We start from the raw sequence: 13,218 nt of genomic DNA, 5'->3' as shown, positions 1-13,218 counted from the left end.
TCAGGCCACCCCCCGCGCGTGCTCCACCACGGGGGCGCCGCGGTCCGGGAGGACGACTCCGACCAGGTCGATGCGGACGCCGCCGGGCGGGGCCCCGCCGTGGCTCTGGATCCAGCGTTCCGCGAGGTCACGCAGGCGTTCCGCCTTCTCCGGCGTCACCGCGGCCATCGGATGCTCGTAGCACCCGCCCCGGCGCGTCTTGACCTCGCAGACGACGAGCGCGTCCCCGTCCCGGGCCACGATGTCGATCTCGCCGGACCTGCCGCAGCGCCAGTTGCGCTCAAGGACCGTCATCCCGGCGTCGGTCAGCCGCCGCACGGCCAGATCCTCGCCGTACCTGCCGAGTGCGTTGCGTGCCTGATCCGGCCCCGGCGTCTGCTGTGACCGGTGCGGCCATTGTGACCGGTGCTCCTGCTGTGACCGGTGCGGCTGTTGCGACCGGTGCTCCTGCTGTGCGTTCATGTGGGCACCACCTCCGGCGCCCACCGTCGCGCACCCGGCCGCAAGCAGTTGATCTTGGTGGGTTACCCACCGGTTGTGGACAATCCCGTCACCCGCCCGGCAGCTCCAGATCGCTCTTGTTCAGCTCCTCAATGTTCACGTCCTTGAACGTCAGGACGCGCACCTGCTTCACGAAACGGGCCGGGCGGTACATGTCCCAGACCCAGGCGTCCGCCATGGACACCTCGAAGAAGACCTCACCCTGCACCGAGTGCACCTGCATCTCGTAGTCGTTGGTGAGGTAGAAGCGCCGCTCGGTCTCGATCACGTATTTGAACAGACCGACGACATCGCGGTACTCCCGGTAGAGCTTCAGCTCCATCTCGGTCTCGTACTTTTCGAGGTCCTCGGCGCTCATGGCATGTTCCCCTTCAGCCGTGCGATCCCACCATTGTGCGCCAGTCCCGCGCGCCTCTAGACGATTTCCGTGTCAAGGGTTATGGGACCGGCCGGGGGACCTTCGTCGAGCAGCGTCCGGAGCAGCTCGGCAAGTCTGGTCGGGTACACCGTCTCATGCGACCGGGCCAGTTCCCGACACGTCCACCAACGCGCTCCGACGACGCTGCGCCGCTCCAGCTCCGTCAGGGCCACCGCCTCGGTCGCCGTCTGCGTCGTACGGGCCAGGTAGTACCACTCGTCCTGGTCCCAGCGGCGGCCGGCGAACGGGAAGGAGCACCGGCGCCGCCACAGCACCGGACCGAGTGCGACATCGGTGATGCCGGTCTCCTCGGCCAGCTCCCGCAGCGCGGCCTGCTCGCGGGTCTCATCGCCCTCCAGGCCCCCGCCGGGCGTGAACCACCAGTCGTCGGCCGGGTCGTCCGGTTCGTGGCCGTGCAGCAGCAGGACGCGGTCGTCGGGGTCCAGCAGCACCACCCGGGCCACCTTGCGCAGACCGCCCGTGTACGCGTCCTCGCCCGCGTCCCGGGCCTCAGTGGACACCGGCGGGCTCCGGGCGGGTACGGGAGCGGCCCAGCCGCTTGGCGACCGGCCCGTAGGCGGCGCCGCCGAGGACCAGGACCGCGCCGACGACGATCAGGACGACGACGGTGCGCAGCGGGCCCGGCGCGGACAGGGTGCCCAGGGCCTCGAAGCCGGTGGGGGGCTTGAGCATGCCCTTCATGGGCCAGGCCACGGCGTCGACGCGGGCGGACACGGCACCGCGGGCGACGGTGCCGCGGGCGGCGTCGGTGAGGTGGGCGGTGGAGTCCAGGGAGCCCTGCCGCTCGTCGCCGAGGAGGAAGAGGCGGCCCTCGGGGACCTTGACCGTCGGGAAGTCCGTGATCTCGGCGAGGCTGCCCTTGGGGAGGTAGGGCTCCTCGATCTGTTTGCCGTTGACGGTCAGCTTGCCGTCCGTGCAGCAGCCGACGGTGTCGCCGCCGACCGCGACCACCCGCTTGACCACGTCGGAGTCGGTCACCCAGTTCGTGTCGCGGAAGACGACGACGTCGCCCCGGCGTATCTCGCCGCCGTCGACGCGCTGGGCGAGGACCCGGTCACCGGCGTCGATCGTCGGGGCCATCGAGCTCGTGGGCACGGTGTAGGGCCGGTAGACCACCGCCCCCCACGCGAATCCGCCGAGGAACAGCACCAGGCCCAGTGCCACGGCCACCCCTGACAGCCGCTGGCCGAGCGGGCTGCCGATCCGCTCCGCGCCGGTGCCGCGCGGGGCCGTATGTGTCGTGCTCTCGCCACCCATGGACCCGCACCCTACCCGGCGGTACCGAAGGGGGCCCAGCCTCCCTCCCGACTCGGCCGGGAGCGGGACCGGACCCAGGCTTCCCCAGACGCGCGGGCCCGGCCGTCCCCGCATCGTAGGGGCCCGGCCGTCCCCAGACGTGCGGGCGCTCAGCGGGTGCGGCTCGCCGTGGCGCGCCGACGGCGCCACACCGCCACCGGCAGTACGCCCACGAGCGCGACGCCCCCCGGTGCCACCGACAGCGAGGCGGCGCCGGAGGACCGCTGGTCGAGGCCGGACTGGTCGAAGGTGTCCGGGACCGGCAGGGTGCCCCAGCGGTTGATCGGCCATGCCTTGACGATGGCGCGGCCGACGACCTTGTCGACCGGGACCATGCCGTGGTTCTTGTCGGCCTGGTTGTAGCGGGAGTCACGGGAGTTCTGCCGGTGGTCGCCCATCACCCACAGGTAACCCTCGGGGATCTTCACCTTGAACTGGCCGCCCTGGTCGTCCATGCTGCACGGGGTGTTGCCGGGGTAGACATACGGCTCGTTCAGCGCCTTGCCGTTGACCAGCAGCGGGCCGGTGTTCTTGCACTCGACCGTGTCACCGCCGACGCCGACGACCCGCTTGATCAGGTCCTTCTCCTCCGCGGACGGCATCAGGCCGATCCAGCTGAGGACCTTCTGCACGGCGTTCGGAGTGGGCGTGGGCTCGCCCGCCAGCCAGTTGTCCGGGTCGTGGAAGACGACGACCTCGCCGCGCTCCGGCTCGGAGCCGAACCACGGGGTGAGCTTGTCGACCAGGACGCGGTCCCCCTGTTGCAGGGTGTTCTGCATCGAGTCCGACGGGATCGAGAACGCCTGCACCAGGAACGTCTTGATCAGCAGCGCGAGCACCAGCGCGATGCCGATCAGGATCGGCAGTTCCTTCCAGAAGGAGCGCGGCTTCTTCGGCCCGGGGGCCGCATCGCCCCGCTCCGCGGCGCTGTCCACCGGGGGCTCCCCGTCGGCAGCGGCGTCCTGCGCCGCCCCCGCGTCATTACCTGAGGTCACGGCGCCGCCCGAGGTGGGGCCGTTTGCTTCCACGGGGCGCCCGCGGTGTTCCTCGCCGTCGTGTCCCGACCGTGCGCCGACCGCCACATCCCCCACGCCAACTCCTTACTCTGTGCCGCCGCCTGCTCCGGGTACGGTGCAGGCCCACCACTCCCATAACGAGCGGGAGTTCCGCAGGAGTCGGGAGCTGGATCATTCCGTTCGGATCGTCGGAGGCAACCCTATGCGACAGCGGGGGAGCCGCGGTCGACCCCGACACGGAGTTCGACACGCTTGCGAAGGTTTTAGGTTCGGTCAGGCCGGACCAGTGGCCGATGGGCCAGCCGATGACCATGGCCCGGCCGACCACGGAGTCCACGGAGACCGTCCCGCCGTAGTCGGTGTCCTGGTGGGCGCGCGAGTCCGCGGAGTTGTCGCGGTGGTCGCCCATCACCCACAGCCGCCCCTCGGGGACGGTGACGTCGAACGGCGTCGCGGAGGGTGCGCTGCCGGGGTACAGGTAGTCCGTCTCGGCCAGGGGAACGCCGTTGACGGTCACCCGGCCCTGCGCGTCGCAGCACTTGACGTGGTCACCGCCGACGCCGATGACCCGCTTGATCAGGTCCTTCTCGTTGTCGGAGGGCAGCAGACCGATGAAGGTGAGCCCTTCCTTGATCTGCTTGACGCCGACAGGGTCGTTCTTCTTGGTGGTCTGCTCGTCGGCCAGCCAGCCGCCCGGATCGTGGAAGACGACGACGTCCCCGCGCTCCGGCTTGGAACCGAACCACGGGGTGAGCTTGTCGACCAGGACACGGTCGCCGATCCGGATCGTCTGCTCCATGGAGCCCGACGGGATCACGAACGCCTGGACGAGGAACGTCTTCAGGACCAGCGCTATCAGCACGGCCACACCGACCAGCAGCGGTATTTCGCGCACCGCGCTGCGTCTGCGCTTGCGCTTGACCTTGCGCTGGAGCTTGCGCCGCTCCGCGCGGGTGCGTCCGCCGCCGGGGCCGGCCGCGCGCCGGGCGCCGGTGGGCAGCAGGTTGTCGGCGGCGCCGCTGGGCACACCGCGCGGCTTGCCCCGGTTACCCATGCGTGTCCTCCGCGGCGGCGGGCACGCGCGCGTAGGCGGCCGGGCGGTGCAGGTGGGTCCAGTGGCCGAAGGGCCAGGCGATCCAGTCGGCGCGCCCGATCACCTCGCCGACGGGGACCATGCCGCCGCCCGGGGAGCCGAGGTGGTCGCGGGAGTCGCTGGAGTCACTGCGGTGGTCGCCGAGGACGAACAGCCTGCCCTCGGGCACGACGACGTCGAAGGGCACGGTGGACGGGCTGTCCCCGGGGTAGAGGAACGCCGTCTCGTCGACCGCTCGGCCGTTCACTTCGATCCTCCCCTCCTTGTCGCAGCACACCACATGGTCTCCGCCCACACCTACAACGCGTTTGATGTAGTCCGCGTCCCCGAAATAGCCGGTTCCGTCGAACACGACGACGTCGCCGCGCCGCGGTTCGGCACCGAAACGGTACGCCAACTTATTTACGACGACGCGGTCCCCGATCCTCAATCCGCCTTCCATGGACCCGCTCGGGATCTGGAACGGCTGCGCCACGAACGTGTTGAGGAGCAGCAGGAACAGCAGGCAGACGAAGAGGGTGAGGGTGATCCGTCCGCCGGGCAGCCAGTCGGTGAACCGCGAGACCAACGCGAAACGCGACCGTCCCTCCGTGCCCGTGGTTCCGGGTCTGGAGGTGCGGTCGCGTTGCGTCGGCTGCGCTTCGGTGTCCATCGGGGGCTGATGCTATCCGGCCCCGCCGCGAACTCCGACGAGCGTTCAGTTCTCGCGCTTCTCCTTGATCTTCGCGGCCTTGCCGCGCAGGTCGCGCAGGTAGTACAGCTTGGCGCGGCGCACGTCACCCTTGGTGACCAGCTCGATCTTCTCCACGATCGGGGTGTGCACCGGGAAGGTGCGCTCGACGCCGACGGAGAAGGAGACCTTGCGGACCGTGAAGGTCTCGCGGACACCGGAGCCCTGGCGGCGGATCACCACGCCCTTGAACTGCTGCACACGGGAGCGGTTGCCCTCGATGACGCGGACGTGCACGTTGACGGTGTCACCCGGGCGGAAGGCCGGGACGTCGCTGCGCAGCGACGCGGAGTCGACGGAGTCGAGCAGGTGAGACATGTCGTCTGCTTTCTTCGTCGATGCCACAGGTCATCGACGGGAACTAGATGTTCGGAAGGTGGGCCGTGCGGGTCGGGGCGGGCGTCGTGTCCCCCTGTGGCAGGGGCGCGCGCCGGACGGACGCACAACAGCCGCCTATTGTTCCATGCCCTGTGGCCTGCGCCAAAATCGGCCGTAGGGCTCACCGTCCGGGTCCGGTGCCCAGCCGAGGACGGCGAGCATTTCGCGGTCCTTCTTGTCGAAGGTCTTGGGGTCGCAGCGCTCGATGAGGTCGGGCCGGTTGGCCGTGGTGCGCTTCAGGGCCTCGTCCCTGCGCCAGCGGGCGATCCTCCCGTGGTGGCCGCTGAGCAGTACGTCCGGGATGTCACGGCCGCGCCAGACGGGCGGCTTGGTGTAGACGGGGCCCTCCAGGAGCGCGGCCATCGCGCCGGGCGCGAACGAGTCGTCCCGGTGGGACTCGGCGTTGCCGAGGACGCCGGGCAGCAGCCGTGCCACGGCCTCGGTGACCACGAGGACGGCCGCCTCCCCGCCGGCCAGCACATAGTCGCCGATGGACACCTCGTACACCGGCATCCGTGTCGCGTACTCGTCCGTGACGCGCCGGTCGATGCCCTCGTAGCGGGCGGGCGCGAAGATCAGCCAGGGGCGTTCGGAGAGTTCGACGGCCAGTTCCTGGGTGAAGGGCCGGCCGCTCGGTGTGGGCACGATCAGCGCGGGCGCGTGGGAGCCGGTCTCGTAGCCGTCGGCCAGCACGGTGTCCAGAGCGTGCCCCCACGGCTCGGTCTTCATGACCATGCCGGGGCCGCCGCCGTACGGGGTGTCGTCGACCGTGTTGTGGCGGTCGTACGTCCAGGTCCGCAGGTCGTGCACGTGCACGTTCAGCTGACCGCGCGCGCGTGCCTTGCCGACGAGGGAGACGTTCAGCGGTTCCAGGTACTCGGGGAAGATCGTGACGACGTCGAGCCTCATGTGCCGTCGTCCCCCGACTGTGCGCCGCGTCCCTCGGCGGCTTCCTCCGCGCGGTCGTCGATGAGGCCGGGCGGGGGCGCGATGACGGCCTTCTGCTCCGCCAGGTCGATCTCGGTGACGATCTCCTCCACGAAGGGGATCAGCACCTCGTCCCCGTCGGGCCGCTCCACGATGAGCAGGTCCTGCGAGGGCAGATGCGAGACCTCGGTGATCCGGCCGACCTGTGTGCCGTCCTCGGTGACCACGTCGAGGTCGATCAACTGGTGGTCGTAGTACTCGTCCTCGCCCTCGGGCAGCGCGTCCGGGTCGATCTCGGCGATCAGGAGGGTGTTGCGGAGGGCTTCGGCGCCGTTGCGGTCCTGGACGCCCGCGAAGCGCAGGAGCAGACGGCCGCTGTGGACGCGGCCCGTCTCGATGGTGAGCGGTCCCGCGGCGGCGGGATCGGTGGCGAGCACGGCACCGGGCGCGAGCCTGAGTTCCGGCTCGTCGGTGCGTACCTCGACGGTGACCTCACCCTTGATGCCATGGGCACGGCCGATCCGTGCGACTACCAGCTGCACGTGTCCAATTCTCCTGTCGGTCTCCTGCTCATACGACTGCGGGCCGGGGACGGCCAGTGGCCCTCCCCGGCCCGAGCCGGTTGCGAAAAGCGTCAGCGGACGTGGTCGACGTCGACGAGGTCGACGCGGACTCCGCGGCCGCCGATGGCACCCACGACGGTGCGCAGGGCGCGTGCGGTGCGGCCGTTGCGGCCGATCACCTTGCCGAGGTCGTCGGGGTGCACCCGGACCTCCAGGACGCGCCCGCGACGCAGGTTGCGCGAGGCGACCTGCACATCGTCGGGGTTGTCGACGATGCCCTTCACGAGGTGCTCAAGCGCCTCTTCGAGCATGCTGCTCAGGCCCCGGTCGACTCGGAGGACTCGGCGGCGGCCTCGTCCTTCTTCTCGGCCTTCTTCTTCTGGGTGATCGCCTCACCCTTGCCCTCGTCCTCGCCGCCGAGCGCCTCGAACGACGGACGCGTGCTCTTCGGCTCGGCGACGAGCAGCGGCGCCGGAGCGGGCTCGCCCTTGAACTTCTGCCAGTCGCCGGTCTTCTTCAGGATGGCGAGCACGGGCTCGGTCGGCTGCGCGCCGACACCGAGCCAGTACGCCACACGCTCGGCGTCCACCTCGATGACCGACGGGTGGTAGGTCGGGTGGTACTTGCCGATCTCCTCGATGGCCCGGCCGTCACGGCGGGTACGGGAGTCGGCGACGACGATGCGGTAGTGAGGCGAACGGATCTTGCCCAGACGCTTCAGCTTGATCTTGACTGCCACGGGAGTGGGTTCTCCTGGATTTGACGTGGTGGGGCACAACGAGATGCCGCGTGGGGTTGCGGTGCCCGAGTGGCCCGATGGACGCGTCAGCCGGAGGAGAGAGGGGTCCTGTGCGGCTGTCGAGTACAGCTAGCCATTGTGCCACACCCCGCGGGTCGCTCTCGGCCAGGTGGAAGTGCGCGCGGGCAGGCCGCAGTGGCACCCGGCGTGGGGGTGAGTCACGCCGGGTGCGCCGCCCGGTGCCGTGCGATGGCCGGTCGGCCCGTGCCGCCCCCGGCACGGGCCGACCGGCCGGCGAGGCCACTTCCGGCACCCACGAGATGCCGGTACACCGCGGCCCGCGGATCAGGCCGCTCCCACGACCTCCGGGATCCGGAACGGCTTGCCGCAGCCGCCGCACATGATCGGCGCCTGCGCCAGCACCGACGGGACCACCCGGACGTTGCGCCCGCAGTCGCAGACGGCCTTGACGCGGACGCCGCCCCCGGAGGACCCGTGCCGTGCGGCCGGCCCGCGGAAGGTGCGGGAGGTGTCCGCGGAGGTGGCCGCCATATGGGCCTTGAGGGCGCGCTGAAGCCGCTCCATGGTCGGGCGGTAGCGCCGCTTCGCCTCGGGGTTGAGCGTGACCAGCGAGAAACCGCTGCTGGGATGCGGCTCGTCGGGGTGGTCCAGACCCAGCTCCTCGGCGATGGCGAGGAATCTCCGGTTGTGGTAGCGGCCGGCTCGGGAGGTGTCGCGTACGCCGCGGGCGGCGGCGATGCCATGGACTGCCTCATGGAGCAGTCGCTCGAAGGAGAGTTCGTGTCCGCACGCGGACGACGACTCCCCGATCAGGGACTCTGGCGCGGCAAGGTCCGGCAGCTCGGGGTGGTACCGCTGAATGTCGGCCCACGCCTGCGCCAGCTCTGCGGCGAGAACAGGTGGTGTCTGTGTCGTGCTCACGTAATGACAACGAGCCAGAGTGCCGCTGTGTTCCGATTCCGGGGCATCCCAAATAATTTGCACGTACCCGTCAGTTGCCGCTGATGCGTCCTGACGAGGGCGGGTGCGCTGATCTGCACAGAAGCGGAACAGCTCGTATCAAGCCGGTACGTAGTCCGACGTAGGACCCGGCGCGTGGATCGTGTTCGCGCGCCGGGGCGGCCGGCGTCGGCTGATGCGCAAGAGGCGTTTCGGTCGCTCTCGCGGCGAACGCGTGGTGTCAGTATGCGCGCGCGACGACCGCGACGTTACCGGGGGCGTCGTCCGCGTCCGGCACCGACCCGTCCGCGGCGACCAGACACCGTACGGTGACGGCGTGCTCGGCCAGCCTGGCCTCGCCCTCCTCGCCGAGATCGGCCCACGGGATGCGCGCCCAGCCGCCGGCACCGGCGGCCTCGACGGCCTCCTCGACGGTGGTCACGTCGGTGGTGCGGGACTCGCGGCGCTGCCTGGCCTGTCTCAGGAGCAGCGCCTGGTCCTCTTCGAGGATCTGCGGAAGCAGCCCGGCCAGCGCGTCCAGGGCGACCGGCGCCTTGCCACCGGGGATCCGGCGGGCCAGCATCGCCGTGCCGTTCTCCACATCGCGCGGGCCGACCTCGATGCGGACCGGCACGCCCTTCAGCTCCCAGTCGACGGCGCGCCGCCCGAACGGGGTGTCCGTGCGGTCGTCCACCCGGACCCGGATCCCGGCCGCCTTCAGCCGGTCGCCGATCTCGCGGACCTTGGCCAGGACCGCCTCGTCGTCCTTGACCGCGAGCACGACGGCCTGGGTCTGCGCCAGGCGGGGCGGGACGCGCAGCCCGTCGTCGTCGCCGTGCATCATCACCAGGGCGCCGATCATGCGGGTGGTGGAGCCCCAGGAGGTCTGCCACACATACTCCTGCCGGCCGTCCTTCGACAGGTACTGGGTGTGGAAGACCTTGGCGAAGTTCTGGCCGAGTTCATGGCTGGTGCCCAGTTGCAGGGCCTTGCCGTCGCCCATCATGCCCTCCAGGGTGAGGGTGTTGACGGCGCCGGCGAACCGCTCACGCGCGGTCTTGCGGCCCGCCAGGACGTCCATGGCGAGGACGTTCTCCATGAAGTCGGCGTACACGTTCCGGTGGATGTGCGCCGCGTAGTCCCGGGCGTCCTCGTAGGTGGCGTGCGCGGTGTGGCCCTCCTGCCACAGGAACTCCGTCGTGCGCAGGAAGACCCGCGGGCGCAGCTCCCAACGCACCACGTTCGCCCACTGGTTGATCAGCAGCGGCAGATCGCGGTAGCTCTGCACCCACTTGGCGAAGTAGTCGTTGACGATCGTCTCCGAGGTGGGCCGGACGACGACGGGCTCCTCCAGCTCCTTGCCGCCGGCGTGGGTGACGACGGCCAGCTCCGGCGCGAAACCCTCGACGTGCTCGGCCTCCCGGGTCAGGTACGACTGCGGGATGAACAGCGGGAAGTAGGCGTTGGCGGCACCGGCCTCCTTGATCCGGGCGTCCATCTCGGCCTGCATCCGCTCCCACAGCCCGTACCCGTACGGTCGGATCACCATGGTGCCGCGCACCGGACCGTTGTCGGCCAGCTCGGCCTTGTTGATCAGATCCTGGTACCAGCGGGGGAAGTCGACCGCCCGGGGTGTGAGAACGGGTGCCTTTGCCATGGCGCGATGGTACGGGTCCACGTTGCCGGGATGTGAATTCTCGCCACAGCCGCCCGGACGCCGCAAACCGGGCCCCACGACCCCTGGACGCCGTCGCGAGCCGGGAGTTACCTGGCATACGTGGAGAGTGCGAGCGCACGGCACGGGGGCCACGCAACGCGCACACCGGCAACCTTCGGCGGATTGGGGCGCTTATCCATGACACCTACGCTCGTGCGGCAGCACCCGTCCCCCGCGGGGCCCGCGCCCCGTACGGACCGGGGTGCACGCGCGCGTGACTGGTCCGAGATCCAGGAGCGGATGCTGGTCCCGCTCCACGAGTCCGTCTACGAACGTCTTGAAGTGGGCCCCGCCACCCGGCTGTTGGGCCTTCGCTGCGGTTCCGGGCTCGCCCTGCTGACGGCGGCGTTGCGAGGGGCCACGGTGACCGGCGTGGACTCCGGCCGGCCCGAACTGCTCGCCCTCGCCCGACAGCGCCTGCTGCCGGAGACCCGGGAAACACCGCAGACGCCGCAGACGCCGCGTACCCGCGCGCGTGCGCGCGCCCGGATCGTCGACGGCGGGCCCGCGGACGCGGCCGACGCGACGACGCCCGCGTTCACCCTGGTGACCGCCTTCCAGCCGATCGGGTGCACGACGGGCGACGCCGCGGAACTCGGCGACCTGCTCACCGCCGCGGTGCCGCTGGCCGAGCGCGGGGCGGCCGTGGTGCTGACCGGCTGGGGCCCGCCGGAGCGCTGCGCCACCTCCAGCGTGCTGCGGGTGGCCGCCAAGCTGGCCGATCCCCTGCGCGGCGCGGGCAGTTGGCGACCGGCCCGGCGCGACGACCTGGAGGAGGCCGCCCAGCGGGCCGGGCTGCGGCCGGACGGTTCGGGGCGGGTGGCCTGCCCGTTCGGGTACGCGGACCTCGACAGCGCGGTACGCGGACTGCTGTCGACGGGGCTGTTCGACGCGGCGATCGCGGCCACCGACCAGGTGCAGGTGGACAAGGAACTGCGGGAGGCGCTGCATCCCCATCGGCGGCAGGACGGCACGGTATGGATGCCGAACGTCCTGCGCTATCTGATCGCCCGCGTTCCGTAGCCGCCCGGCCCGAGGCGCACGGCGAAGACGCACAACGGCGGGCCGCACTTTGGCCGGAAACCCGCGGTGCCGGACGACCGGCTTCGCCGCCACGGTGACGCGGTGCCGGGTCGGGTCCCCCCGCTGCCGGTCGACGCCGAGGGCGTCCTTCCCGCCGAAGCGGGAGGGACGCCCTCACGGTCGCGCGCGGCCTCAGCCCATGAACTTCTTGAACTCGTCCGGCAGTTCGAACTCCTGCCCGCCCTGCTGCGGCAGACCGAAGGCGCCGCCCTGCTGGGCCGCTGCCTCACGCCGCTGGGCCGCCTCCAGCTCCTGCTGCTTGCGCTTCATCGGGTTGCCCGAGCGCTGCTTGCCCTTGGCCTTCTTCGGCTGCTTCTTGGTCCGGCCGGGGCCGCCGCCCATGCCCGGGATCCCCGGCATGCCGGGCATGCTGCCGCCCTGGGCCATCCGGGACATCATCTTGCGCGCCTCGAAGAACCGTTCGACAAGCCCCTTGACCGCGCTGACCTCGACACCGGAACCCTTGGCGATCCGAGCGCGGCGCGAGCCGTTGATGATCGTGGGGTCCTGGCGCTCCCCCGGGGTCATCGACTTGATGATCGCGGCGGTGCGGTCGACGTCCCGCTCGTCCAGGTTGTTGATCTGGTCCTTGATCTGCCCCATGCCGGGCAGCATCCCGAGCAGCTTGCTGATGCTGCCCATCTTCCTGACCTGCTCCATCTGGGCCAGGAAGTCGTCCAGGGTGAAGTCCTGGCCCTTCTTGGACGCCAGCTTGGAGGCCATCTTCTCGGCCTCTTCCTGGCTGAACGTCTTCTCCGCCTGCTCGATCAGGGTGAGCAGGTCACCCATGTCGAGGATGCGGGAGGCCATCCGGTCCGGGTGGAAGGCGTCGAAGTCCTCCAGCTTCTCCCCGTTCGACGCGAACATGATCGGCTTGCCGGTGATCTGCCGGATCGACAGGGCCGCACCGCCGCGGGCGTCGCCGTCGAGCTTGGAGAGCACCACGCCGTCGAAGCCGACGCCGTCACGGAATGCCTCGGCGGTGTTGACGGCGTCCTGGCCGATCATCGCGTCGACGACGAAGAGGATCTCGTCCGGGGAGACCGCGTCCCGGATGTCCGCGGCCTGCTGCATCATCTCCTGGTCGATGCCGAGGCGGCCCGCGGTGTCCACGATCACGATGTCGTGGACCTTGGACTTCGCGTGGTCGATGGAGTCCTTGGCGACCTTGACCGGGTCGCCGACGCCGTTGCCCGGCTCGGGCGCGTAGACCGCGACGCCGGCGCGCTCGGCGACGACACTGAGCTGGTTGACGGCGTTCGGGCGCTGGAGGTCGGCGGCGACGAGCAGCGGCGAGTGGCCCTGTTCCTTGAGCCAGCGGCCGAGCTTGCCCGCGAGGGTGGTCTTACCGGCGCCCTGGAGACCGGCCAGCATGAGCACGGTGGGCGGCTGTTTGGCGAAGCGCAGTCGGCGGGTCTCACCGCCGAGAACGGTCACCAACTCGTCGTTGACGATTTTCAGGACCTGTTGGGCGGGGTTCAGCGCCCGGGAGACCTCGGCGCCGAGGGCCCGCTCCTTGACGTTCTTGATGAACGTCCGCACGACGGGCAGGGCCACGTCCGCTTCGAGGAGCGCGATGCGGATCTCGCGCGCCGTGGCGTCGATGTCCGCCTCGGACAACCTGCCCTTGCCGCGGAGGTTTTTGAAAGTCGCGCTGAGGCGGTCGGAGAGGGTATCGAACACGGTGGCGTCGGTCCTCGGGGTCGGAGTGGGTTCGGGGCTGCCCTCCAGGGTATCCGGCCCCGCAAGCGAATCGGTCCCGCCCGCTGGATACGG

At 70.5% G+C, this 13,218-nt stretch carries 16 protein-coding genes; 1 reads left to right on the top strand and 15 read right to left on the bottom strand.

Features of this window, described 5'->3' with window-relative positions:
* The 14 genes from AC27LF_RS27770 to proS all read right to left on the bottom strand — a co-directional run bounded on the left by AC27LF_RS27770 (position 1) and on the right by proS (position 10,299).
* Positions 1–462 carry a YraN family protein gene (locus AC27LF_RS27770; protein WP_479659059.1) on the bottom strand — a complete coding sequence of 154 codons (462 nt, stop codon included), beginning with the start codon at positions 460–462 and terminating at the stop codon, positions 1–3.
* 88 nt (positions 463–550) lie between these two features.
* Complete coding sequence (locus tag AC27LF_RS27765) at positions 551–859, bottom strand: DUF2469 domain-containing protein (protein WP_003965949.1); 309 nt, start codon at positions 857–859, stop codon at positions 551–553.
* A 56-nt stretch (positions 860–915) separates the two neighbouring features.
* Complete coding sequence (locus tag AC27LF_RS27760) at positions 916–1,440, bottom strand: NUDIX hydrolase (RefSeq protein ID WP_479659060.1); 525 nt, start codon at positions 1,438–1,440, stop codon at positions 916–918.
* Complete coding sequence (lepB, locus tag AC27LF_RS27755; protein ID WP_479659061.1) at positions 1,430–2,197, bottom strand: signal peptidase I; 768 nt, start codon at positions 2,195–2,197, stop codon at positions 1,430–1,432. The genes AC27LF_RS27760 and lepB (AC27LF_RS27755) overlap by 11 nt, the downstream gene beginning before the upstream one ends.
* Positions 2,198–2,346: 149 nt before the next feature.
* Positions 2,347–3,327 (bottom strand): signal peptidase I, encoded by a 981-nt coding sequence (lepB, locus tag AC27LF_RS27750; protein ID WP_479659062.1) that lies wholly within the window; start codon positions 3,325–3,327, stop codon positions 2,347–2,349.
* The gene (gene lepB / locus AC27LF_RS27745; RefSeq protein WP_479659063.1) at positions 3,218–4,306 is read right to left on the bottom strand and encodes a signal peptidase I; all 1,089 of its coding nucleotides are present in this window, start codon (positions 4,304–4,306) and stop codon (positions 3,218–3,220) included. The genes lepB (AC27LF_RS27750) and lepB (AC27LF_RS27745) overlap by 110 nt, the downstream gene beginning before the upstream one ends.
* Positions 4,299–4,997: a signal peptidase I gene (gene lepB, locus AC27LF_RS27740; protein ID WP_479659064.1), complete on the bottom strand. Its 699-nt coding sequence runs from the start codon at positions 4,995–4,997 to the stop codon at positions 4,299–4,301. Before lepB (AC27LF_RS27740) ends, lepB (AC27LF_RS27745) begins: the two co-directional genes overlap by 8 nt.
* A gap of 45 nt (positions 4,998–5,042) precedes the next feature.
* Complete coding sequence (rplS, locus tag AC27LF_RS27735) at positions 5,043–5,393, bottom strand: 50S ribosomal protein L19 (protein ID WP_121890862.1); 351 nt, start codon at positions 5,391–5,393, stop codon at positions 5,043–5,045.
* 135 nt (positions 5,394–5,528) lie between these two features.
* Positions 5,529–6,362, bottom strand: coding sequence for a tRNA (guanosine(37)-N1)-methyltransferase TrmD (gene trmD / locus AC27LF_RS27730; protein WP_479659065.1), 834 nt, complete (start codon positions 6,360–6,362; stop codon positions 5,529–5,531).
* The gene (gene rimM, locus AC27LF_RS27725) at positions 6,359–6,922 is read right to left on the bottom strand and encodes a ribosome maturation factor RimM (protein ID WP_479659066.1); all 564 of its coding nucleotides are present in this window, start codon (positions 6,920–6,922) and stop codon (positions 6,359–6,361) included. The genes trmD and rimM overlap by 4 nt, the downstream gene beginning before the upstream one ends.
* 92 nt (positions 6,923–7,014) lie before the next feature.
* Positions 7,015–7,254, bottom strand: coding sequence for an RNA-binding protein (locus AC27LF_RS27720; RefSeq protein ID WP_003973401.1), 240 nt, complete (start codon positions 7,252–7,254; stop codon positions 7,015–7,017).
* 5 nt (positions 7,255–7,259) lie between these two features.
* Positions 7,260–7,682, bottom strand: a complete 423-nt coding sequence (gene rpsP, locus AC27LF_RS27715) for a 30S ribosomal protein S16 (RefSeq protein WP_351735651.1) — start codon at positions 7,680–7,682, stop codon at positions 7,260–7,262.
* Positions 7,683–8,027: 345 nt separating this feature from the next.
* Positions 8,028–8,624 carry a hypothetical protein gene (locus tag AC27LF_RS27710; protein WP_383088423.1) on the bottom strand — a complete coding sequence of 199 codons (597 nt, stop codon included), beginning with the start codon at positions 8,622–8,624 and terminating at the stop codon, positions 8,028–8,030.
* A gap of 259 nt (positions 8,625–8,883) precedes the next feature.
* Positions 8,884–10,299 (bottom strand): proline--tRNA ligase, encoded by a 1,416-nt coding sequence (proS, locus tag AC27LF_RS27705; RefSeq protein WP_479659067.1) that lies wholly within the window; start codon positions 10,297–10,299, stop codon positions 8,884–8,886.
* A 198-nt stretch (positions 10,300–10,497) separates the two neighbouring features.
* On the opposite strand from proS, the gene AC27LF_RS27700 reads away from it, so the two are divergent.
* Positions 10,498–11,382, top strand: coding sequence for a class I SAM-dependent methyltransferase (locus tag AC27LF_RS27700; RefSeq protein WP_479659068.1), 885 nt, complete (start codon positions 10,498–10,500; stop codon positions 11,380–11,382).
* 192 nt (positions 11,383–11,574) lie between these two features.
* Here AC27LF_RS27700 and ffh read toward each other — a convergent pair whose 3' ends face one another.
* Positions 11,575–13,125 (bottom strand): signal recognition particle protein, encoded by a 1,551-nt coding sequence (gene ffh, locus AC27LF_RS27695; RefSeq protein ID WP_479659069.1) that lies wholly within the window; start codon positions 13,123–13,125, stop codon positions 11,575–11,577.
* Positions 13,126–13,218: the final 93 nt, after the last annotated feature.

This window comes from Streptomyces diversicolor (assembly GCF_057537855.1).
Note: the sequence above shows the minus strand (reverse complement) of the source record. Positions and strands in the feature narration are given on the sequence as shown.